Source organism: Acinetobacter sp. Marseille-Q1623 (assembly GCF_902809895.1).
Classification (GTDB): Bacteria; Pseudomonadota; Gammaproteobacteria; order Pseudomonadales; family Moraxellaceae; genus Acinetobacter; species Acinetobacter piscicola_A.
In genome coordinates this window covers 1,729,354-1,751,765 of the sequence record NZ_CADDWG010000001.1, presented here as the reverse complement: position 1 = coordinate 1,751,765, position 22,412 = coordinate 1,729,354, and the positions used below count along the sequence as shown (strand labels likewise).

Below are 22,412 nucleotides of genomic sequence, written 5' to 3'. Positions count from 1 at the left end.
TAAATGAGGAAAATATTTTGAGTAATAAAAGTCGAATCCCAACATTAACCCCGTGTGCAGGACGCTGTTCAACGGTTTTTGGTGATTCGGTTTGTCGTGGTTGTCGCCGTTTTAATCATGAAGTGATCCAATGGAATACCTATACCGCAGAACAGCGTTTGGCTGTTTGGAAGCGTTTGGATGCACAACTTGATCAAATTTTAGTCCCGATGTTGCCTTTTGCTCAGCTACAACATGTTGAAGGTTTTATTTTAAGTAAACGTGTCCGTGTGTTAGATGGAGCTTCAAAAGGGCGTAAACTTTACCATGCATTAAAAATTTGTGAAAAAAATCGTTCACTTGCAGATGAAAGTGGCTTAGGTATTGGGGCTAAACAAGTCAAACCTTTATGGGATGAGTTTGAACGCCGTGTTTTGGCATTGGCAACGGCGAGTTATGATTTGGCATGGTTGCGTGCAGATGGTATTCGCCATAATTTATTGAAAATCATGGAAGAGGATGAAGAATTACATTCTTTATAATTTAATGAATCATCAGTTATTATTTGGATAAGTCTTGGATTTTTCAGCCTATATTTTGTACTGTATCGCTGTGGTGATCATGATTGCAACGCCTGGACCTGTGATGCTTTTGGTGGCAAGTGCAGGTTTAAAAGGTGGGTATAAAAAAGCATTACATACGATTGTGGGAACAAATTCAGCTTCTTTGTTACTTATCGCGATTTCTGTTTTGATTTTAAAAGGCTTTTTTAATATTGCTAGTCATTGGTTTAATTTGATCAAAATTTTGGGTTGCTTATATATTGCTTATTTGGGCATACAAATCGTACGAGAGGTATTAAGCCAAAGCCAGCAAGACCAAGAGATTTCGCGCCAAGTACAAGGGGGTTTTCAACAAGGTTTTCTTGTGGGAATTTCCAATCCTAAAGATATTATTTTCTTTGCATCTTTTTTCCCTCAATTTACGCATGTGACATCCACCTTAGATCAGAGCTTAGTTGTGTTGACTTTAACGTGGATTATCTTAGATTTTGCGACTTTATCGGTGGTTTATTTAGGTTTTAATGCATTATCTAAGTCTAAGCTTTACTCTAAAATTTTACTGGGCTGTGGTGCAATTTTGATTACAGTTGCGTTATATGGCATTTATTCAATTTGGTTTTGAAGTAAATAAATAAAAAGCATTAAAAATTAATCATCAAAATAGCTAAATAGGCTGCGTATATAGCTGAATAAGCCAATGATATCCATAAATAAATCAAATGCTCCGAAACGTGCATCATAACCAAATTGTTCAGCGCGAATTAGAATTTGACTGGTGTCATATAAGATCCATCCAATAAAGACTGCTGAGCCAAAGAATCCTAAAAATAAAGATAAGATGCTGATATGGAAAAATAACGTTAAGATTCCCCCAACCAGTAAAATCCAAAAACCAATATTCAGACTCGCTGCCAAAAATGAAAAATCACGTTTGCTAAAAAATACATAAGTACTGACACCTGCAAAAATTGCTAATGTCGTTAACGCAGCACTTAAAAATAAATTTGGGCTATATAAATGGGCAATTTGTCCCATTGCTAAACCTGTAATGACTAGAAATATGGGAAATACTGCTTTGATGGGATTTCTCCAATGAAACCAGCCGCATGCAACCCAAATTAAGAAGTCGAGTATCATGACAGGAAACTGAAGCATCGGCGGTAAAAAATGATATGAAAAAATGCCAAAGATGGGCATGAGGAGTAATGAGCCAAATAAAATCGTATAGGTATGTTGTATGAAGGCAAGTTGATTTTGATCCAATTCAGAAAGGCTACTTAACATATTTATTATCCTATTATTTATATTGTTTAAATAAACTTAATATTTTTTTAGAATTATGCTTAAATTTTAACAATTATACTAGCTAAAAAAGAGTATAAAAAATAATAGCTTATTGATTTTTATTTAATTTTCTTATTTTATATACTGAATTAAAAAAGCATGAGAATGCTAATCAAATTCTCATGCTTAAACTGGCTTAATATGAATTTTAGATTTTATGGTCTAAATTAAACACCATGCGCTAAACGATATTGTGCAATTTCATCAATGCTAATGAGTGTTAAATGATGGGTTTGTGCATATGCTAAAACTTGGATACCTGAAGCCATCGTACCATCAGGATTGGTGACTTCACACAATACGCCCGCAGGTTTTAAGCCTGCCATACGTGCTAAATCAATAGAACCTTCTGTATGTCCACGACGTGTAAGCACACCACCATCACGACCACGTAAAGGAAATACATGTCCGGGACGATTTAAATCACTGGCTACAGCACCATCTTTGATAGCGGCTTGAATGGTTGTGACGCGATCTTTGGCTGAAACGCCTGTAGTCACGCCTTCAGCTGCCTCAATGGTGACTGTAAATGCAGTTTTAAAATGACTTGAATTGTCCTGAACCATAGGGGCTAATGCTAAATGGTCGGCAAGTTCAGAAGTGAGTGTCAGACAGACAATCCCAGAACCATCACGGATCATACGTGCCATGGTTTCAACATTTAATGTTTCGGCTGCAACAATCAAATCTGCTTCATTTTCACGATCAAAATCGTCCATGACCAAGACAGGTTTGCCTTGACGCATATCTTCTAAAGCTTGTTCTATACGTTGCTCAGCAGGAGAAAGTGCTGAAAAGAAAATTTCGGGTTGGATTAAACTAGACATTGAAACGCTCTCGTAAAAATAAAAATACGGTTGAACATTTCAGGACATGTGAAAATAGTGGCGTTACAAAACAGATCCGAGTGAATCGAATCTGTTCAAAAGTGACGTCGTCTTCTTTCATCCGGACTATACCGTCGGCTTTGGCTTTGACCAAATCTGCCTATCATTTTATGAGAAATAATAGGCTCGTGGGCTGAATAAATACGTTCTAAAGAACATATTTAAATTACCACCGGTGGGGAATTGCACCCCGCCCTGAAGCGATGTGTACTGATTATAGTGCATTTTTATAAGAAAAAACGGATTTTCTATAGAACGATGCGTACTATATTTATGATAAAAATAGCTTAACTTTTTAAAAAAATATTATGTGAATATCTTAGTAATTGTATGCTCATAAAAGGCTGGAAAATGATAATTTTAACCATTGATACAATTAACTCTCCATTATTTAATGTTTTTATATTTTATTTTTAAATTTTAAATCAATGATGCTATCGATTTAGAAGGTTAAGTATTGAATATTATTAAAAATAAATATGTGTCTTAGCAACTGATTAAGATCGATATTCTTTATAACTTTAAAATAAGAGGTTTCTGTGAAAAAAGTATTATTTGGTCTATGTATTTTTTCTTTGTCGACAACGATGCTCTATGCAGGTCAAGGAAATGACTGGGGATATGATACAAACAATGCACCTGAAAAATGGGCGAGTTTAAGTGAAAAGTATCATGCTTGTTCAGGTTTAAATCAGTCGCCAATTGATATTAAAAATACCACATCAGCTAAACTTGAACCTTTAACTTTTAACTACACGACAAGTGCAAAATCGATCGTAAATAATGGACATACTGTTCAGGTCGATTTTAATGCAGGAAATAGTTTGACTTTAGATGGTCAAGAATTTGTTTTAAAACAATTCCATTTACATAGTCCTAGTGAAAATAAAATCAATGGTGTGAGTTATCCAATGGAAATGCATTTGGTTCATGCTAATGCACAGGGTGAGCTAGCAGTGGTTGCAGTGATGTATCAAAAAGGGCAAGAGAATGCAAGTTTAGCGCACACGTGGAAAAATTTACCGAAGCAAGCAGGGCAGATGCTTAACTTAGAAGAAACTGAAAAAGCTGCAAATTTTTTACCTAAAAAACTAGATTATTACCGTTTTAATGGCTCTTTAACGACACCACCATGTACAGAAGGGGTGCGTTGGATTGTATTAAAAGATATTCAAACTGCATCTGAGGCACAGTTTGATGAATTTAACAAACTGTTAAGTCATCCAAATAATCGTCCTGTACAGCCTGTGAATGCACGCGTTGTTTTAGAATAATTTATGTAATATTTCCGCTCATACTTTATGCCTGACAGTAGACATAAAGTTGAGTGGAAGTAATTAAAATTTAAATAAAACTAAGATGTTGATGTGACCGCATTGGCATGAATAATAAAATCTATGTTGCATTCATTAAGATGGCTTTTCTATTGGCTGAAACATGGCTTATATCCATCTGGATATTTAGAAAAATAAAGAGGAGGTGTGGCTGTGATTAAGATCACGCTAGAAAAGAATGATCTTTGTTGTAATTTTATTTTATCATGGCTGTATTTTTTTGATTGTTGGGACCTGATTAGCCATGTCTTTTGATATTAAAGTGACTCAACAGCCTCAAGCTGAATTTCATCCGCAGCACAAAAAACTAAATCAATTGATTCAACAGATTGAGCAACAAAAGCAAGATTTAAAGCTTTGGCAAAATGCACAAAGTGAAATCCAGAGTTATTTGCAGCAAAAATTAGTCCCGATTTATCGTGATTTACATACGATTTTATTCAAGCAACTTGAGCAATTGTGGGCACATTTACAACAGCAAGACTTTTCAAAAGCTGATTTAGAACAACTCGATCACAAACTTACTCAACTTGCTAAGCAACTGAAAAAATCATCGTATTTAAATACAGCACAACTGCAAAAAGTTGTAGAAGTTCATATATTTTATCAACAAAATCATTTATATAAAAAGTCGAAGAAGGCAAAGAAAAAGTCAATTTTTGAAAATGAACAAGTCGTAGAAAATGAAAATCAGTATTCAAACTTTGAAAATGTAGAATATGCCGTTGATCAGTGTGAAGATTGGGACAATGATCAGTTTCAGCGTGAACGAGAAGAACATCAACGTAAGCGTTTACAACAAAAACGTGAGCAATCTGAGAAGTTGGCGGAGCAATCATTAAAAACGGTGTATTTAAAAATCACCGCCATGATTCATCCTGACCGTGAAACTGATGAGGTTAAAAAGTTAGAAAAAACTGAACTTCAGCAAGTGGTAAATCAGGCGTATGAGCAACAGGATTTATTTTATTTATTAAAGCTTCAATTACAGCTGGAAACCAATCAGGGCAAAAGTCCAAAGGCTTTGACGGACGAGCATTTAAAGTTTTATAAAATGGCATTGGATGCACAAAGTCAACGTTTGGCGAGTCAGATTGATGATATTACCGATGCTTTGCATTGGAGTGAAAAGCCGAAGCCGAAAAATATGCAGGTGAAAGATGTGTATAAGGTAATTGATGCGGATGTGGTGGCGTTAAAAGAACAAATAAAGTGGGAAAAGGAACGTTTGAAATATATGGGGAAAGTAAAAGGGTTGGAAGTGTTGTTGGGGAATGGGGTACTTTGATGTTTTTTATTAAAAGTACGTTTCCCTCTCCTGAGCAAATTTTAAAGTAGTGCTTTTAAATTTGCTCAGGAGAGGGACTTCATTGCGAAACTCATGCAGACATTAAATCCAATGATGTTCCCTTTCTTTGTGGTGAAGGGGCAGTGATGTGTGCTAATAAAAACGGAGAGTTTAAATCTCTTTCAAAAGCTCCACCACGGTATTTGTATATAAGCATAAGTTAATTTCTACTAGACTATATTTCATATCTATATGATTGTTTTATCAGAGAATTCAAGGCGTATTATTAAATCAATTTAATCCCTCCCAACCTCCCTTTAAAAAGGGAGGAGCTGTCACGTAATTCATTAAATCACATGACATTTCCCTCTTTTTCAAAGAAGGGTTAGGGGAGATTTAAAAAACTCAAGAAACCGAATCATCCAAATTCGGCGCTAACCAACGTTTCGCCTCATCCAACGTCCAACCTTTACGCTTTGCATAATCTTCTAGCTGATCGCCTGCAATTTTGCCCACGTTAAAGTACTGGCTTTCAGGGTGTGCATAGTAGAAACCGCTGACAGATGAAGGTGGCCACATTGCAAAGCTAGTGGTCAATTGCGTACCAATCTTGTCAGTCGAACCGAGCCAGTCAAACAATGGCGCTTTTTCAGAATGCTCAGGGCAAGCAGGGTAGCCCGGTGCAGGACGGATTCCCACATACTTCTCTTTAATCAATTCTTCATTGCTTAAAATTTCAGATGCTTGGTTGCCCCAGAACTCTTTACGGATGCGCTCATGCAAATGCTCCGCAAATGCTTCGGCAAAACGGTCACCTAATGATTGCGCCAAAATTGCAGAGTAGTCATCGCCTTTGGCTTTGTACTCATTCGCCATTTCTTCTGCGCCAAAGATGGATACCGTGAAACCGCCCAAGTAATCTTCCGCAACACCTTTAGGCGCAACAAAGTCAGCCAATGACAAGTTTGGTTTACCTGTAACCTTATCTGATTGTTGACGCAAATGATGGAAAGTATGCGTCACGGCTTGCCCATCTTCTGTATAAACTTCAACAGAATCTGCAGCAGAACGGTTGGCAGGGTAAATACCAAAGACAGCACGTGCATCAAAACGTTTGTTATCGATGATGTCTTTTAACATGTCTTGTGCTTGGTTGTACAAGTCAGTTGCTGCTTCACCGACCACTTCATCTTTTAGAATTGCAGGGAATTTACCCGCCAAGCTCCAAGAGATAAAGAACGGTGTCCAGTCAAAGTATTCCACCAAAGTTTCCAATGGATAATTGGTCAGCGTTTGCGTACCAATAAAGTTTGGCTTCGCAGGTTTATTCGCTGCAAAGTCAATTTTCAAACCATTTTCAATCGATTCTGCATAAGACAGCTTAGCGGCTTTCGGCTGTTTGTTGGCAATACGTTCACGCACTTTTTCATATTCAGCACGGGTTTCTGCTACAAACTTCGGCTTCATTTCTTTAGAAAGTAGTGTGGTTGCTACACCTACGGCACGAGAAGCATCAGCAACATAAATGACTGCATCATTTGAATATTGCGGGTCAATTTTTACAGCTGTATGTGCTTTAGAAGTCGTTGCACCACCAATCATGAGTGGAACATTAAAGCCTTTACGTTGCATCTCTTTGGCAACAAAGACCATTTCATCCAAAGACGGTGTGATCAGACCGGACAAGCCGATGATATCAACTTTCTCATCAATCGCAGTTTGCAGAATTTTCTCCGCAGGCACCATCACGCCAAGGTCGACAATGTCATAACCATTACAACCAAGAACTACGCCTACAATATTTTTACCGATGTCATGTACGTCACCTTTCACGGTTGCCATCAGGACTTTACCCTTAGATTGGCCAGCTGTTTTTTCCGCTTCAATGAACGGGTTCAGCCAAGCTACAGCCTGTTTCATGACACGTGCAGATTTCACCACTTGCGGCAGGAACATTTTGCCCGAACCGAATAAGTCACCAACCACGTTCATGCCGTCCATCAGCGGACCTTCAATCACATCGAGTGGACGTTTAGCTTTCAGGCGTGCTTCTTCAGTATCTTCATCAATAAAGGTGGTGATCCCTTTCACTAAAGCATGCTCAAGGCGCTTTTCTACAGGAAGCTCACGCCATTCCAAGTTTTCAACTTGTTTTTGCGCTGCGCCTTGACCGCGGTATTTCTCAGCCACTTCAAGCAGCTTTTCTGTTGCTTCTTGATGGCTTTCACCTTGGTTTTGGTTCAAGATCACATCTTCAACTGCAGTTTTTAGTTCAGCGTCAATATCATCATAAATCGCCATTTGACCTGCGTTTACGATCCCCATGGTCATGCCTTGCTTAATGGCATGGTAGAGGAAGACCGAGTGAATCGCTTCACGGACTGGCTCGTTGCCGCGGAATGAGAAGGATACGTTCGACACACCACCTGAAATCATCGCATGCGGTAAGTTTTGCTTGATCCAGCCTGTCGCCTCAATGAAGTCCACAGCATAGTTGTTGTGTTCTTCAATCCCTGTTGCAACAGCAAACACGTTCGGGTCAAAAATGATGTCTTCAGCAGGGAAGCCCACTTCATTAACCAACACATCATAAGAACGCTTGCAGATTTCTTTTTTACGTGCGGCAGTATCTGCCTGACCTTGTTCATCAAATGCCATGACAATCACGGCAGCGCCATACTGACGGCATAGGCGTGCTTTATGCACAAACTCGTCATAACCCTCTTTGAGTGAGATCGAGTTAACAACCGCTTTACCTTGTACGCATTTCAAACCTGCTTCAATGATGTCCCATTTAGATGAGTCGATCATGATTGGCACACGTGAAATTTCAGGCTCAGATGCTACAAGATTCAGGAAGTGCACCATTGCGCCTTCTGAATCCAACATGCCTTCATCCATGTTGATGTCGATAATCTGCGCGCCAGCTTCAACTTGTTGCTGTGCAACATCTAAAGCTTCGGCAAAGTTTTCTTCACGGATTAGGCGTAAGAATTTTTTAGATCCTGTGACGTTGGTACGTTCACCGACATTCACAAACAGCGAATCTTCGGTAATGTTGAACGGTTCTAAACCACTTAAACGGCAAGCGGGTTTAGTTTCAGGCACGCTGCGTGGTGCAATGTCTTTGACTGCATTGGCAATGGCACGAATATGATCAGGCGTGGTACCACAACAGCCGCCTGTAATATTAATTAAACCACTTTCAGCAAACTCTTTAATAAAGGCAGCGGTTTGTTCAGGCGTTTCATCATAACCACCAAAGGCATTCGGTAAGCCAGCGTTTGGATGTGCAGAAACAAAGGTATCGGCAACATCTGCAATGGTTTTGACGTGTGGACGCATGGCATCTGCACCTAAGGCACAGTTGAACCCAATAGATAACAAGTCGCCGTGACGTACAGAGTTCCAGAATGCTTCAGCGGTTTGACCTGTTAAGGTACGACCTGATGCATCGGTAATCGTACCTGAAATCATCAATGGCAATTCATAACCGATTTGTTTAAAGACTTCTTTGACTGCAAAAATTGCTGCTTTACAGTTTAAAGTATCAAATACAGTTTCAATCAGCAGAATGTCCGCACCGCCTTCAATGAGGGCATGTGCAGCTTCGATATAATTTATTTTTAATTCATCAAAGGTAATATTACGAAACGCAGGGTCGTTTACATTCGGTGAAATAGAGCAAGTGCGTGAAGTCGGCCCAAGCACCCCTGCAACAAAACGCGGCTTTTCAGGGGTTGAGTATTTTTCACAAGCGGCTTTTGCAATGCGTGCTGCTTCACGGTTGATCTCTGTAACCAAATCTTCCATATGATAGTCAGACATCGAAACACGTGTGCCATTGAAACTGTTGGTTTCAATGATGTCTGCGCCAGCATCCAAATAGGCTTCATGAATGCCTTGAATGATTTGTGGTTGAGTTAAGACCAAAAGGTCATTGTTGCCTTTTAAATCCGATGCCCAGTCGGCAAAACGCTCACCACGATAGTCGGCTTCTTCAAGTTTATGACGCTGAATCATGGTACCCATTGCACCATCAATAATCAGAATCCGTTGAGCAAGTAGCTCTTTTAAGGTGGTAAGCGTGGACATAAATAACCCAATCCGATGGAATATAAAATCGGCATATATGTTAGCAGAATTCACATCAGTTTTATTGCTATTCATGCCACTTGGCGATGGAAAATATTTTTTATTGCTTTTGTGGAAAATTGAGAGGCTTTTTTGTTTGAAATTTCATCGAAATGTCATGATAGGTCGCTATGCTTAGTTTGCAAAAATAAAATTGTGACATTTTTTATGGCAAATATTACAAATATTTCAAATTGTTGAAATATTTAAATGAATATAAATTGTGAGTTTAAAGCGTGGTAATTGTTTGATTTTTTATGATTAAGTATCAAATACAGATATTTTTAGCCCATTTATTATCTGCTAATTAGGCAGAAATGTTGCTTTATATGACAGCTATTTGTCATATAATTGTCACAATTTAATTGAACAATAAGCGCATTCTATCATCCGCTTAAAACGTCTGCATGAATTCTAATTTACCTCCCGTTTCAGATTCATCACAATCGTCGCATTCAAGTAAATCGACGAATGTTCATGTTCCGACACCCAAGTTTTTTATGCCGGTGTTTTTAACGCTTATTATTTCAACACTTATTTATATCGGTGTTCAGCTTTCTGCTGATTTGGCACATGTGCCACCTTTGAGCTTATATTCTGTTGTACTGCTTGCAACAGCTTTGTTCATTGCATTGGGGTTTGAGTTTGTCAATGGTTTTCATGACACAGCCAATGCCGTTGCAACAGTGATTTATACCAACGCACTTCCTGCACCTGTGGCAGTGATGTGGGCGGGTTTCTGTAATTTCCTTGGGGTAATGGTAGCAAGTGGTGCCGTAGCCTATGGCATCATTGCATTATTGCCTGTTGAATTGATTATGAATGTTGGCAGTGGCGCAGGTTTTGCCATGGTCTTTGCGATGCTGATTGCTGCAATCATGTGGAATTTAGGAACATGGTTCTTAGGCATTCCTGCATCAAGTTCACACACTTTGATTGGTTCTATTCTCGGTGTGGGGATCATGAACTACATTTTGCATTCTTCTAGTGGTGCAAGCGGCGTAGACATGGATCAAGTCATGAAAGTCGGTAAAGCACTTTTATTCTCTCCATTGATTGGTTTTGCTTTTGCAGCAGTTGTTTTCTTGATCGTTAAAAAGATTTTTAAGAAACAACTTGAGTTATTTCAACCACCTGAAGGTAATAAACCACCACCACCATTAATTCGTGCGATTTTGATTTTCACTTGTACAGGTGTGAGTTTTGCACATGGTTCAAATGATGGGCAAAAAGGTATGGGCTTGATCATGTTGATTTTGATCGGTTTGGTGCCATTGGCTTATTCTTTGAATAAAAATTTAGATCAGCAACATTTACAATCTTTCTCACAGTTGTCTGAACAAACTGCGACTGCAATTTATGCACAGCATTCAGATATTCCAGATGAGCAAGCGCGTAATACCATTACCAAATATATTCAAACCAAAGAAATTACGCCTGAAGTCGTACCTGCTTTGGCAAGTTTGACCGATCATTTAGGTGAGCGTGTTGGCAAGTTTGGTGATTTAAAAGATATTCCTGAAGCTGAAGTTTCATCTTTACGTAATGACATGTACTTGAGTACAACTGCATTTAAACGTTTGGATAAAGCTGAACAATTGCCAAAAATGGATGCAGCCCAAGCAAAAACTGTTAAAGAATATCGTAGTAACTTAGATTCGTTCTTACAATATATTCCAACTTGGGTGAAAGTTGCTGTTGCGCTTGCCTTAGGTCTAGGCACAATGGTGGGTTGGAAGCGTATTGTCGTGACTGTAGGTGAGCGTATTGGTAAACACCATATGACCTATGGTCAAGGGATGTCTGCTGAACTTGTTGCAATGTCAACGATTGCTGCTGCAGATGGTTTTGGTATGCCTGTATCAACTACACACGTCTTGAACTCTGCGGTTGCAGGTACAATGGTGGCAAATAAATCAGGTTTGAACTTTAATACAGTGAAAACAATTTTGTCAGCGTGGATTTTTACATTACCTGCAACGATTTGTTTATCTGGTGCATTGTATTGGTTGTTATTAAAAGTTTTTTGATCTTTAAATTAAAAATAAAAAAACGCTGCAATTGCAGCGTTTTTTGTGTCTTATGAATTATTTGTTTTCCTTGCCAAAGTGCTTTTTGAGCGGCAACTTATCATGGGCAAAACCATAAATCGCTGCAAATGGCAGGGCAGTACGTGCTAAATAGGCAACTCGCCATAAACCACCATGATTTGCACCATCCATAATCAATTCTAAAGGGTGAGCAATGAATGTGTCAGGATTTGCGACTGCTTCAGGATTTTTTAAATCATGAATCCACAATGCTGCCATGATGGCATTGGTTGTTTCGGGTGAAAATGCTTCTACATCAAATAAACTTGCCCCATTAAATGCCGCTTTGAGCAAGGGATTCTTGGTGACTGAAGCTGTCGTGGTTGAGGGGGCAATATTAATACTAACGCGTTGTCCGTGATGACGTGCGAGTGTTGCTCGCCATTGTTGAATACGTTTTGCCAAGGCATAGTTTGGGCCTTGTTCTACCACTAAACAGTCTGCCACGCCATAAGATTGACCATTGTCAGAGTTGATTAATTGTTGATGATTCGCTTTAAATAATTGCTTCATGGATACTGTGGCAATCCCTTTACTCAGCCACTTTTCAGCTGAAGAGCGTGACTGATATTTTTCAGTCGCTGCTTGAATCACTTCTTTGGGTACAGCATAGACATCTGTAGGCGTACACATATACATCAATGAACTGTCAGGTTTTTGTGCACTGACATAGCTCATAATGCTGTCCATTGCCATGGAAACACGGACATGCTTTTCACCATCAAGATAGGCGATAGCAGCCAAATCTAAAGTATTGGGATTTTGTGCTAACCATTGCGCGATTTCAGGTGTTTGCGTCAATAAGTTTACACCGAGCTTATTTTTAAGTTCATCTATGGATAAATTTTCAGCCAATGACTCAGTGCTTGGTGCATATAAAGTGGCATTCCCTTGTTGAATGGTGTTGAGAATTTTCTGCCAAACCTTAGCATTGGGTAAATCAATTGCAATGATATTGGCTTTCCATTTTGCCAACCAAGTGAGAGGGCCTGCTTCAGATGCAGCACCAAACAACACCATGGTACGATCAGATAAATCAAACCATTCAGGATGAGCAATAACATTACGCAAAGCCTTGGCATGGCTTGGTTCAACAATGCCATTATTTTCCCAAGTTTGAATTTGCTCAAGCAGTGCTTGTCCCTGTAATTTTTTCCCATGATAAGGCACATACCATTCAGGTGCAGCAGTACTTTGTCCTTGTAAACGCACAGTATGCAAAGGTTGGATTTTGGGTACAGCCATGAAATCTTTGAGTGCATAAGACTGCCCATCACGATAAAATTCAAAACGATGATGTGCTTTGGCTAAACCTTGTTTGGCAATGGTAATCGGTGCATTGATTGAAGCAATACCTTGTGTCACCAATGCTTTAAAATGGCGAGGATAATTTTTACGCCAATTTTTTTCGTTTAAAACTTTTTGAGCACTCTCTTGATCGATCAATGACAAAGCTTCGGCAATAATTTCTTTTCCGAGTGAAGAGGTACTGGCTTTTTGAGATTCAGGATCAAGTGGGAAGTGTAAACCGTCAAGTGAAGTGGACATGCAAAAAATCTCTATTTTTTCATCATTAATATACAGATGTATACATTATCCACGCCAAGTTTAAATATACGGTGGCAATTTCTGCCAAAATCGCCCCGTTGGCAATAAAATAATTTGCATAAATATAATAAAAAAGCCTCTATGTATAGAGGCTTTAGATTTAGCAACGTCCTTTTTTTGCTTGTCCAGGCGGGCAAAAATCGCCATGATCGCGGTCATGATAATGTCCATCTGGGTCAACAACAACGCTGCCTGCAGGTGTATGTACGGCGCATGCGCTTAATGAAATTAAAAAAGCAGCGGTACATAAGCTCAGTATTTTCTTCATGTATTTTTTCCTTTTGCTATTATTTATTCTTATATAAATACCGTAAATTTAAAAAAATAATAGCGGATTTTTGGCATGAAATTGTAAGTCTAGCGATGACTCAAAATATAGTATTGGTGTAATATTAAAGTTGTATAGTTGCGCCCAATGCTTTAATAAACTGTGCCATCCATGCAGGATGTGCAGGCCATGCAGGTGCAGTGATTAAATGTCCATCAGTCACCGCTTCAGTTACAGCTATCTCCGCATATTGACCACCTGCAAGTTTAACTTCTGCTGCACAGGCAGGATAAGCAGAGCACAAACGACCTTTTAGTACATCCGCAGCAGCTAAGATCTGAGCGCCATGACAAACTGCAGCAATAGGTTTTTGTGCTGTATCAAACTCACGAACGATTTCAAGGATACGTGCATTCATGCGTAAGTACTCAGGTGCTCGACCACCCGGAATCACTAAACCGACATAGTGAGCAGTATTGACTGCTGAAAAATCAAAATTGAGTGCAAAATTGTGCCCACGCTTTTCACTATAGGTTTGTTCGCCTTCAAAATCATGAATGGCTGTTGCGACAGTATCACCTGATTTTTTTTCAGGACAAACAGTATGCACGGTATAGCCTAAGCCAGTCAAAAATTGGAAAGGCACCATAGTTTCATAATCTTCGACATAGTCACCGACCAACATTAAAATTTGTTTTGACATGTAATTTCCCTCTTTTCACTCGATCATTGTTATACATTGAACATAGCAGATTGAGCGGACACTTTTAATCAGACCAATGGATAAAATGTGTTGCACAACGAGAAAGTCTTTTTAAAAATATCTTTTTGATCTTTAAACTACATGGCAAGTTACTAAAATACATAAAAATTATTTTGATTTCTTATTCTTAATTAAGTTTTTAGGATTAATATCAGGTTACTTAGAAAAAATATTAAGGATATCAAGTATCAATGTTTAAATCTTTTTTTCCAAATCCAAAATGGTTTTTTAATTCATTGCTCATTTGGTTCATCATTAATTTAGTGTTGTGGTATAGCGGTGGTAAATCTTGGGGGGAGTTGATTGGTTTTCCGCAAGCGTATGCGACTACAGAATTACCCATTAGTGTGACACGTTTTTGGTCAGCACAGTTCCTTTGGTTTTATATTTGGTTCTTTGTTTCAACTGCGCTATTTGCAGGGTTTTGGAAATGGAAGTCGAATAATCAATGGCAAGCGTGGTCAGTATGGGGTTCTGCCTTTATCTTGTTTAATGTTTGGTTTGGAGTGCAAGTTTCTGTTGCGATCAATGCTTGGTATGGCCCATTTTGGGATTTGATTCAAAAGATGCTCAGTAGTGGCGGGGGGAATATTCAAGACTTATATATGGGGACATTAACCTTCTTAATGATTGCCATGGTCGCTGTTACTGTTGCTGTGATGAATTCGTTTTTTGTCAGTCATTATATTTTTCGTTGGCGTACAGCAATGAATGAATATTACACAGCACATTGGGAGAAGTTGCGTCATGTAGAAGGTGCATCACAGCGTGTACAAGAAGATACCATGCGTTTTGCCACAACTTTAGAGTCGTTAGGCGTAAGTTTTATTAAAGCAATTATGATTTTAATTGCATTTTTACCTGTATTAATTGAACTTTCTAAACATGTTCCTGTATTGCCTGTGATTGGTGAAATTAAATATTCGCTCGTTTGGGCCGCAATCGGTTGGGCAGTTTTCGGTACATTTTTATTAATGGTAGTTGGGGTGAAATTACCTGGCTTAGAGTTTAATAATCAAAAAGTAGAGGCAGCCTATCGTAAAGAATTGGTCTATGGTGAAGACTATGCAGACCGTGCACAACCTGCGACTTTAAAGGAATTGTTCCAAAACGTGCGTAAAAACTATTTTCGTTTATATTTTCATTATGCTTATTTTAATATGGTGAGCACATGGTATGCGCAGCTTGATATTTTGTTTAGTTTGGTGGTGTTATTTCCATCAATTGCAGCGGGAACCATGACTTTAGGTTTATTAAATCAAATTGGTAATGTATTTGATAAGGTACGTGAATCATTTCAATATTTGATTAGTTCATGGAAAACCATCATTGAGCTATTGTCGATTCATAAACGTTTAAAAGCTTTTGAATCTGTTCTAGAGGAAAAATAAGTGTTCCATGACAAAAAAGAGAGCATAGCAACATGCTCTCTTTTTTATTTATCCTTCAATGACATTATTACAATGTCACTTTTGACTCGTTACAGCCCATAAAGAACCTTGTTCGGTATTCTGTTGGCGATCTTTTGCTTGTTGATAAAATCTGAAAAATGCCCATGCTGCCACCAATGCAACAAAATCAATCCAAAACGTTGTACCACCGTAGACAGAAATCCCGCTACTCGGGATATAGGTCCCGATTAAACTGGTCAATGGCATCAACATTAAACACATTGCAATCGTCATCAGCAATATGGGTAATGCTTTGGCATACCCTTTGATAAATGTAAATACAATACAAGCCAAAAAAATCAGATAATAACCATACATAAAAAAGTGATTGCTGCTATTTAACGTAACATATTGGAAAATGATACGACTGAGCATCAGCGTTGCAACAATGGCTAAAATACAGCCTAAGCATGTTCCGATAGTTAAATTTGCGAGAAATACCACATCTTTACGCTGAGTTGGAATAGGGTCTTGCGCACGTTTTTGTTTGCGTGCACGCGTTTCGACCCACAACATATTTCCTGAATAAAACAAAAATGCGCCACCAATACCTAAGATTAAGTACAGCCAACGCACTGTAAAGCCACCAAAACTACCGAAATGTAAACTAAACATGGTATTGACGAGTTTTTCACTGGTGCCGTTTTGGGTATTGATGCCGCTAGCATCCAATTTTTCTACTGCATAGGGATTCATACGCATAAAGTCTTGTGATGCACCGCGTAACATTTGATCGGGGCTATATAATGCAATACGTGCAGCCGCTTTTTGTGGTTGATCTAAATTGCTAAATTGAATGTAATCCACTCGATACTCAGGTGCAGTTTTATGAATCTTGTTCAAAATCTGCTGAATATCAATTTTATGATGAGAGATATGGATCACTTCTTTGGCTGGTGGGCTAAAAACAGGTTTGCCTTTGAGTGCCAACGCGCCCAAAGCATCATAGAATAAATCATGAAATGCAAATACAATCACAGATGCACTGATGAGAATATGAAAGGGTAAACTGGTAATGCCTACAACATTATGTGTGTCTAACCAAAAACGCTTTTTGTTTTTACCAGGACGAATGACAAAATAATCTTTGATTAATGTCGGTAATAAAATGATTAACCCTGACATGAGTGCCAAAAAGTATAAAACAGCAACAATACCCATGACATAGACCCCAAAAGCATGATGTCCAAGCATGCCAGGGATACCGGCTGTTTCATGTAACTGTTCAATTAACCAACCTGCTTTGGCAAGATTTTCTTGTTGTACGATCAATTCTCCTTGTTCACTTAAACTCGCAAGCCACGTGTTTTGTGCGGTATTAAAACCCTCACCTCGACTTTTTTCACTCCATGACAATGGAGCAAAATGATATTCATTCGAATTAAAGTTGAGGGTAAAACTGTTTGCTGTTGCAGGGTATTTTTCTTGTACCTGTTGAATAAGCTGCCCATATTGATGCACTTGAATGTGTGGAAGCTGCTGTTTTTCAGGTGTTGCCCATTGGCTAATTTGATGTTGAAACATACTTAGCCCCCCTGCAAAAAAGCAGATGAACAGCAAAATGCCCGCACTGACACCAACCCATGTATGCAAGTTTTTGGCAATTTTCATAAGGTCTGAACGAATTTTCATACTAAGCCCTTAATCCAAAAAGTAAACTAAAGGCAATTACATTGGCGATACTGAAAAATAGTAGAGCCTGTTTGCCTGTTCGACATAAGTAACTCAGAAAAAATAACGGCAACCAAAACCATGCGATACACCACATTGCAATTTGTGCAATTGTGGCTTGTGCTAAAAAATGAAGTCCGATCACTAGCACCAAACTTGCCAAGGCAATCGATAGACTCAGCCCCAAAAATGCGCCAACAAGCGTTTTTGTCCACCAATCGGGCTGCATAGGGCGTTGTATTTTTGTTTTCATGGCAATCATTTCCGTTTAAATAAGCTTAAAAATGGAGCAAAAGACCAAACAGTAATTAACAACATGACCCAAATTAAACAGGCAACAAGCTTTGGTAAGCTAATGATCAGTAAGACTAAACTGATGATTAATGCACTCATACCAAGCCATTTGAATAATGGAGGTAGCGGTTTAGCGAATAGGTTTTGATTGTGGTGGCTGCTATAGATGCTAAAAGCACCTAAAAAGACAAAGCAAATGCCTAAAATTTTCATGTTGAATCAACACGGAGATATGTATATTTACAATACAGTATATATAAATGATAATCATTATTAAATAGTAAAAATAATTATTTATGTTTTGTTTGTCGCTTATACAGAAGGTCAAATCATCAGAGAAACGGATTTAACCTGCTATTGAACAGTATTTTTGTTATAGTGCATCACCAAAATGATGCTGATTTTTGCTTGAGGAATGAGAACACATGAATTCAACTGTGCCCACAGCCAAAAAAAGTCATACAAAACTTTTATTTATTCTCAGTTTAGGTATTCTGATTCCAGTCACACTGATTGCTCTGGTATTTTTTGCTGCAAAAAATGATGCTGAAAATCAAAAGGAATATGATCGTATCCGCCAACAGCAAGCTGAAAAAATTGAATTTCAAAAACAGCAACAAAAAATTCAGCAAGCCATAGACCCAAAACAAACTGTCAGTGAATCTTAAATAAAGATTGATAAAAAAACCGCTCAACATTGAGCGGTTTTTTTTGACACCAAACAAATGCAAAATTATTTGTTTTTGTCTTTTAATTGAGGAACAGCAGAACCTGTACCGACAGCCAATAAACCTGCACCTGTATAGATACCCAATTTTGCACGTGTATCTGTGATGTCAAGGTTACGCATCGTTAATTGACCAATACGATCCATAGGCGTGAACATTGAATCGCCTTTTTCCATGGTTAAGCGTTCAGCTTCATAGGTCAAGTTTTCAGATTCAGTGTTCATGATGGTATAGTCATTACCGCGACGAAGTTCTAAAGTTACAGTACCTGTAATTGCTTTAGCCACCCAACGTTGTGCAGTTTCACGAAGCATTAAAGATTGAGAATCGAACCAACGACCTTGGTACAATAAACGACCTAAACGTAAACCGTTAATGCGGTATTGTTCGATGGTGTCTTCGTTGTGAATACCAGTTACAAGGCGTTCATAAGCGATGTGAAGCAGTGCCATACCTGGAGCTTCATAAATACCACGAGATTTCGCTTCGATAATACGGTTTTCGATTTGATCCGACATACCTAGACCATGACGACCACCAATGCGATTTGCTTCAAGGATCAATTCAACAGGATCTTCGATACGTTTGCCATTTAAAGCAACAGGGAAGCCTTCTTCAAAAGTAATGGATACTTCTTCAGCATCAATTTTTACGTCTTCTTTCCAGAATGCAACGCCCATGATTGGATCAACGATTTTGATACCCGCATTTAAGTATTCAAGATCTTTTGCTTCGTGTGTTGCACCTAACATATTCGAGTCAGTTGAATATGCTTTTTCTTTTGACATTTTGTAATCAAAACCATTGTCGATCAAGAATTGTGACATTTCTGCACGACCACCAAGCTCATCGATGAACTGTTGGTCTAACCATGGTTTGTAAATTTTAAGTGCTGGATTGGTCAATAAACCATAACGATAGAAACGTTCAATATCGTTACCTTTATAAGTTGAACCATCACCCCAGATGTTCACGTCATCTTCTTTCATGGCAGTGACAAGCATTGTACCTGTTACTGCACGACCAAGCGGAGTTGTGTTGAAGTAAGGAACGCCACCAGTGCTGATATGGAATGCGCCACATTGAATTGCAGCAATACCTTCCAATGCAAGTTGTAAACGGCAATCGACCAAGCGAGCTTTTACCGCACCGTAAGCTTCTGCTTTACGTGGGATTGCATCATAGTCATCTTCATCAGGTTGACCTAAGTTTGCAGTATATGCATAAGGTTCAGCGCCTTTTTGTTTCATCCACAATAAAGCAGCTGAAGTATCTAGACCACCAGAGAAAGCGATACCTACTTTTTTGCCTACTGGTACATGCTGCAAGATCGTTGCATTATCAGTCATTGCTATTCCTAACTTTTACGAATATTGGTACACGCATGGGTGTACCGAAAAAAATTATATGGGCGATATGATAGCACTTTTTAACGCACTTGTTTTCCTTATCAAAACGGCAATTTAAAAATATATTCATTTTTTAAATGGAAAATTTGTTTTGCTTACTAGGGATGATTTAGCTTTGCGATTAAATGCTTACTTATTTTTCTTGAGAGATGTGAAAGCACATGCATGGATCAGCTTTGAAAATGGATCTGTATCAATATCAGCTGGTAGCACGAGGGTATAACGATAAATTTTGCTACAGATATATACAGTTGTTATACGGGATTCATCATTAAATTCTTCTCCATCCACTGTGGATTTTAAATCACGTACAAAACTTTGGACTTCATGTGTTCGATGTTTAGAGGTGAAAATGGCAAATGGACCTTCTCCTTCAGTATTAAGTGCATAGCCATGTTCATCACTGAATTGATCCATGAGCGAATCTTTTTGAAAATAAGCAATGATGTTGTCTTCTTTTTTATCATAATCAAAACTTTCTAGATTGGTTCACCAAACGTGCTGTTTAATTTTTTTGCGAAAACGTTTGAAAAACTTATTGTAGCTTACTGGTGAATAAAAAATATAGTCATAACCTGTGATGTGCATGATATTTCCTTATTTACAATTGATCATTCAAACCAATAAACTGTTTCTCAATGGGTGTAAATACATGATCATTGCGTGCAATGAGGTATAAGCCTATGTCACGATATGGTTTAGGAATTTCAAGATAATGCTCAATGTGATATTTCTTTGCAACTGTTTTGGTCACCATCGCAATCCCTAGACCCAATTGCGTAAAATTAACAAGAGATTCATAATCATTGATATGGGTTTGTTCGCCGCGTTCGATTTGAAAATCTTGAAATAATTTATCGAGCATTGACCAATAACAACAATCTAATGAAGTATATAAAATATTCTTCTTATGTAAGGCATCATTGATGTTTTGATAGCGATGTAAATCTTTACCAATGACTACGAGTTCATCTTCAGCTTTATGAATATAATGCAGACTTTTATGATTTGGGTGCCCCAAAACATAGGCAATATCGATATTTCCATACAAAACTTCGTCTTCAATGAAACCCGTTGAGCCTGTTTTCATTGTGATTGAAATGTCTAAATAAGTTTCACAAAGTTGCTTAAAAGAAGGGTAGAAACGCATACCACCCAAACTCGTATTGGTACCAAAACGCAATTTTTTTTCTTGTTGGTAAATCTTATTTTCAGTTTCTTCCCAAGTGAACATCATTTTTTTATATTGCTGATACAAATCAATACCTGATTCAGTTAATTCTACGCCTTTAGGTTTACGTATAAATAGCTGACGTTTATAGTGATTTTCAATTTTTTTAATTTTAGCGGTCATATTTGACTGTAAATAATTGAGCTTATTGGCAGCTGCAGAAATGCTTTTCAGTTCTGCAACAGTCACAAAGGACTTAATATCACCCATGTCAATATTCATTGTAATACCTCAATTATTTATTTTCGCTTGATTCATCAAACAATGCTTTCTCACTTAAGTTTGATTATTGCATGAACGCACAGTAGAAAAACCACACATCAAAAAAAATGATGTATACATTAAAACATAACATTATTCATGATGTCATTTATTATTTAAACTGCATCTAATTTCCATCTAATGAGTGCGACAAATGAATATCAAAGTTGTGAGTGCAATTGCTGTATTGTGCTTGATTTGGGGCTCATTATGGGGCGTTGTTAAACATGTTTTGCAAATCTTCCCGCCATTTTTATTTATTTCAGTTCGTTTGCTTTTGGCGGCATTGACTTTAATGCTCGCGCAGAAACTGATACAGAAATCCATCTTACCTAAACGTAATGAGTGGAAAAAACTTATTATTTCAAGTTTTTTGATGTGTTTTGGTTTTTATGCAACTCAAACTTTTGCCATGCAATTCGTTGATTCGGGTCTGTCAGCAGTCTTGGTATTTACGATGCCTATTTTTGTCGGAATATTGGCACACTTTATTTTAAAAGAACGGTTGAACTCACAAAAAATGCTCGGCTTGCTTTTCGGCTTTTTAGGATTAACAGCAATTCTTTGGCCACAGTTGCAACATTTACATTTGAATATGGCATTGCTTGGTCAAGTGTGTTTGATTCTATCAGGCTTTTTCTGGGCAATGACGACTGTTTATATTAAAAAGAATTTTGCGAATTATGACAAAATCAAATTGACGATTTGGCAAATGTTGCTCGGTGGGGTGGTGTTGCTTATCGGATCTCTAACATTTGAAACTGTTGATCCGAAAGTATGGCTGAATCCATTGAACGATTCACTCTTGCTTTATATTGCCGTGGTTGGTACAGGTGCTGCATTTGCATTGTGGAATTGGATTGTGAGTCAAGTTGATACTTTTGTGGCATCCATTTCCGTAATGAGTATCCCAATTCTCAGTTTATTTTTCGGCTATGTGTTGTGGCACGAGCCATTAACATTTTATATTTGGACAGGGGCGATTTTGATTGCTGTGGGGATTTTATTTAGTGCTTTAAAACCCAAAATTGTGTTCACTACTAAGTAATGCGTATTTTGAAATATTGATATTCAAAGCTTAGATTAAATGTTCAACAGATAAGTTCCAT

19 protein-coding genes and 1 riboswitch are annotated in these 22,412 nt (G+C 38.1%); of the genes, 8 read left to right on the top strand and 11 right to left on the bottom strand.

Features of this window, described 5'->3' with window-relative positions:
• Positions 1-17 precede the first annotated feature (17 nt).
• The gene (locus tag HUV91_RS08300) at positions 18-521 is read left to right on the top strand and encodes a DUF1289 domain-containing protein (RefSeq protein ID WP_174493102.1); all 504 of its coding nucleotides are present in this window, start codon (positions 18-20) and stop codon (positions 519-521) included.
• A gap of 79 nt (positions 522-600) precedes the next feature.
• Positions 601-1,164, top strand: a complete 564-nt coding sequence (locus tag HUV91_RS08295) for a LysE family translocator (RefSeq protein ID WP_416377017.1) — start codon at positions 601-603, stop codon at positions 1,162-1,164.
• Positions 1,165-1,190: 26 nt separating this feature from the next.
• Here HUV91_RS08295 and HUV91_RS08290 read toward each other — a convergent pair whose 3' ends face one another.
• Both HUV91_RS08290 and ribB read right to left on the bottom strand, forming a co-directional pair.
• A complete protein-coding gene (locus tag HUV91_RS08290; protein ID WP_174493100.1) occupies positions 1,191-1,826 on the bottom strand; it encodes a Bax inhibitor-1 family protein in 636 nt (211 codons plus the stop codon).
• Positions 1,827-2,053: 227 nt separating this feature from the next.
• Entirely contained in the window at positions 2,054-2,713 is a 660-nt protein-coding gene (gene ribB, locus HUV91_RS08285) for a 3,4-dihydroxy-2-butanone-4-phosphate synthase (protein WP_174493099.1), read from the bottom strand.
• Positions 2,714-2,818: 105 nt separating this feature from the next.
• A riboswitch (FMN riboswitch) is annotated at positions 2,819-2,979 on the bottom strand.
• Positions 2,980-3,312: 333 nt separating this feature from the next.
• Between ribB and HUV91_RS08280 the strand changes: the two genes are divergently transcribed.
• Together HUV91_RS08280 and HUV91_RS08275 are read left to right on the top strand one after the other, a co-directional pair.
• Positions 3,313-4,047 carry a carbonic anhydrase gene (locus HUV91_RS08280; RefSeq protein WP_416377008.1) on the top strand — a complete coding sequence of 245 codons (735 nt, stop codon included), beginning with the start codon at positions 3,313-3,315 and terminating at the stop codon, positions 4,045-4,047.
• Between the two features lie 304 nt (positions 4,048-4,351).
• Positions 4,352-5,395, top strand: a complete 1,044-nt coding sequence (locus tag HUV91_RS08275; RefSeq protein ID WP_174493098.1) for a molecular chaperone DnaJ — start codon at positions 4,352-4,354, stop codon at positions 5,393-5,395.
• 405 nt (positions 5,396-5,800) lie between these two features.
• On the opposite strand, the gene metH is transcribed toward HUV91_RS08275, so the two are convergent.
• Positions 5,801-9,490 (bottom strand): methionine synthase, encoded by a 3,690-nt coding sequence (gene metH, locus HUV91_RS08270; protein ID WP_174493097.1) that lies wholly within the window; start codon positions 9,488-9,490, stop codon positions 5,801-5,803.
• A gap of 446 nt (positions 9,491-9,936) precedes the next feature.
• Here metH and HUV91_RS08265 point away from each other — a divergent pair, with 446 nt between their 5' ends.
• The gene (locus tag HUV91_RS08265) at positions 9,937-11,559 is read left to right on the top strand and encodes an inorganic phosphate transporter (RefSeq protein WP_130072988.1); all 1,623 of its coding nucleotides are present in this window, start codon (positions 9,937-9,939) and stop codon (positions 11,557-11,559) included.
• A 57-nt stretch (positions 11,560-11,616) separates the two neighbouring features.
• Here HUV91_RS08265 and HUV91_RS08260 read toward each other — a convergent pair whose 3' ends face one another.
• The 3 genes from HUV91_RS08260 to HUV91_RS08250 all read right to left on the bottom strand — a co-directional run bounded on the left by HUV91_RS08260 (position 11,617) and on the right by HUV91_RS08250 (position 14,198).
• Positions 11,617-13,167, bottom strand: a complete 1,551-nt coding sequence (locus HUV91_RS08260; protein WP_174493096.1) for a hypothetical protein — start codon at positions 13,165-13,167, stop codon at positions 11,617-11,619.
• Positions 13,168-13,327: 160 nt separating this feature from the next.
• Positions 13,328-13,495, bottom strand: a complete 168-nt coding sequence (locus HUV91_RS08255; RefSeq protein ID WP_165353036.1) for a hypothetical protein — start codon at positions 13,493-13,495, stop codon at positions 13,328-13,330.
• A 124-nt stretch (positions 13,496-13,619) separates the two neighbouring features.
• Complete coding sequence (locus HUV91_RS08250; RefSeq protein WP_130072986.1) at positions 13,620-14,198, bottom strand: DJ-1/PfpI family protein; 579 nt, start codon at positions 14,196-14,198, stop codon at positions 13,620-13,622.
• Positions 14,199-14,449: 251 nt separating this feature from the next.
• On the opposite strand from HUV91_RS08250, the gene sbmA reads away from it, so the two are divergent.
• Positions 14,450-15,649, top strand: coding sequence for a peptide antibiotic transporter SbmA (sbmA, locus tag HUV91_RS08245; RefSeq protein WP_174493095.1), 1,200 nt, complete (start codon positions 14,450-14,452; stop codon positions 15,647-15,649).
• Positions 15,650-15,724: 75 nt separating this feature from the next.
• Here the strand turns inward: sbmA and HUV91_RS08240 are convergent, their stop codons facing one another.
• Both HUV91_RS08240 and HUV91_RS08235 read right to left on the bottom strand, forming a co-directional pair.
• Complete coding sequence (locus HUV91_RS08240) at positions 15,725-17,341, bottom strand: PepSY-associated TM helix domain-containing protein (RefSeq protein ID WP_174493094.1); 1,617 nt, start codon at positions 17,339-17,341, stop codon at positions 15,725-15,727.
• A gap of 1 nt (position 17,342) precedes the next feature.
• The gene (locus tag HUV91_RS08235; protein WP_174493093.1) at positions 17,343-17,633 is read right to left on the bottom strand and encodes a hypothetical protein; all 291 of its coding nucleotides are present in this window, start codon (positions 17,631-17,633) and stop codon (positions 17,343-17,345) included.
• A 466-nt stretch (positions 17,634-18,099) separates the two neighbouring features.
• Between HUV91_RS08235 and HUV91_RS08230 the strand changes: the two genes are divergently transcribed.
• Positions 18,100-18,342, top strand: coding sequence for a hypothetical protein (locus HUV91_RS08230; protein WP_130072981.1), 243 nt, complete (start codon positions 18,100-18,102; stop codon positions 18,340-18,342).
• Positions 18,343-18,407: 65 nt separating this feature from the next.
• Here the strand turns inward: HUV91_RS08230 and argG are convergent, their stop codons facing one another.
• From argG to HUV91_RS08215, 3 genes are all read right to left on the bottom strand, one after another.
• Positions 18,408-19,751: an argininosuccinate synthase gene (argG, locus tag HUV91_RS08225; protein WP_130072980.1), complete on the bottom strand. Its 1,344-nt coding sequence runs from the start codon at positions 19,749-19,751 to the stop codon at positions 18,408-18,410.
• Positions 19,752-19,940: 189 nt separating this feature from the next.
• Positions 19,941-20,228 carry a hypothetical protein gene (locus tag HUV91_RS08220; RefSeq protein WP_174493092.1) on the bottom strand — a complete coding sequence of 96 codons (288 nt, stop codon included), beginning with the start codon at positions 20,226-20,228 and terminating at the stop codon, positions 19,941-19,943.
• A gap of 184 nt (positions 20,229-20,412) precedes the next feature.
• A complete protein-coding gene (locus HUV91_RS08215) occupies positions 20,413-21,264 on the bottom strand; it encodes a LysR family transcriptional regulator (RefSeq protein ID WP_130072979.1) in 852 nt (283 codons plus the stop codon).
• Positions 21,265-21,457: 193 nt separating this feature from the next.
• On the opposite strand from HUV91_RS08215, the gene HUV91_RS08210 reads away from it, so the two are divergent.
• Positions 21,458-22,351: a DMT family transporter gene (locus HUV91_RS08210; protein WP_130072978.1), complete on the top strand. Its 894-nt coding sequence runs from the start codon at positions 21,458-21,460 to the stop codon at positions 22,349-22,351.
• The last annotated feature ends 61 nt before the right edge of the window (positions 22,352-22,412 follow it).

Excerpts from the sequence above, each read along its gene's own strand:
- HUV91_RS08265 (WP_130072988.1), top strand. The coding sequence starts at position 9,937 with ATGAATTCTAATTTACCTCCCGTTTCAGATTCATCACAATCGTCGCAT.
- HUV91_RS08215 (WP_130072979.1), bottom strand. The coding sequence starts at position 21,264 with ATGAATATTGACATGGGTGATATTAAGTCCTTTGTGACTGTTGCAGAA.
- HUV91_RS08295 (WP_416377017.1), top strand. The coding sequence starts at position 601 with ATGATTGCAACGCCTGGACCTGTGATGCTTTTGGTGGCAAGTGCAGGT.
- HUV91_RS08290 (WP_174493100.1), bottom strand. The coding sequence starts at position 1,826 with ATGTTAAGTAGCCTTTCTGAATTGGATCAAAATCAACTTGCCTTCATA.
- argG (WP_130072980.1), bottom strand. The coding sequence starts at position 19,751 with ATGACTGATAATGCAACGATCTTGCAGCATGTACCAGTAGGCAAAAAA.
- HUV91_RS08230 (WP_130072981.1), top strand. The coding sequence starts at position 18,100 with ATGAATTCAACTGTGCCCACAGCCAAAAAAAGTCATACAAAACTTTTA.
- HUV91_RS08235 (WP_174493093.1), bottom strand. The coding sequence starts at position 17,633 with ATGAAAACAAAAATACAACGCCCTATGCAGCCCGATTGGTGGACAAAA.
- metH (WP_174493097.1), bottom strand. The coding sequence starts at position 9,490 with ATGTCCACGCTTACCACCTTAAAAGAGCTACTTGCTCAACGGATTCTG.
- HUV91_RS08210 (WP_130072978.1), top strand. The coding sequence starts at position 21,458 with ATGAATATCAAAGTTGTGAGTGCAATTGCTGTATTGTGCTTGATTTGG.
- HUV91_RS08255 (WP_165353036.1), bottom strand. The coding sequence starts at position 13,495 with ATGAAGAAAATACTGAGCTTATGTACCGCTGCTTTTTTAATTTCATTA.
- HUV91_RS08275 (WP_174493098.1), top strand. The coding sequence starts at position 4,352 with ATGTCTTTTGATATTAAAGTGACTCAACAGCCTCAAGCTGAATTTCAT.
- HUV91_RS08220 (WP_174493092.1), bottom strand. The coding sequence starts at position 20,228 with ATGGATCAATTCAGTGATGAACATGGCTATGCACTTAATACTGAAGGA.
- ribB (WP_174493099.1), bottom strand. The coding sequence starts at position 2,713 with ATGTCTAGTTTAATCCAACCCGAAATTTTCTTTTCAGCACTTTCTCCT.
- HUV91_RS08240 (WP_174493094.1), bottom strand. The coding sequence starts at position 17,341 with ATGAAAATTCGTTCAGACCTTATGAAAATTGCCAAAAACTTGCATACA.
- sbmA (WP_174493095.1), top strand. The coding sequence starts at position 14,450 with ATGTTTAAATCTTTTTTTCCAAATCCAAAATGGTTTTTTAATTCATTG.
- HUV91_RS08250 (WP_130072986.1), bottom strand. The coding sequence starts at position 14,198 with ATGTCAAAACAAATTTTAATGTTGGTCGGTGACTATGTCGAAGATTAT.
- HUV91_RS08260 (WP_174493096.1), bottom strand. The coding sequence starts at position 13,167 with ATGTCCACTTCACTTGACGGTTTACACTTCCCACTTGATCCTGAATCT.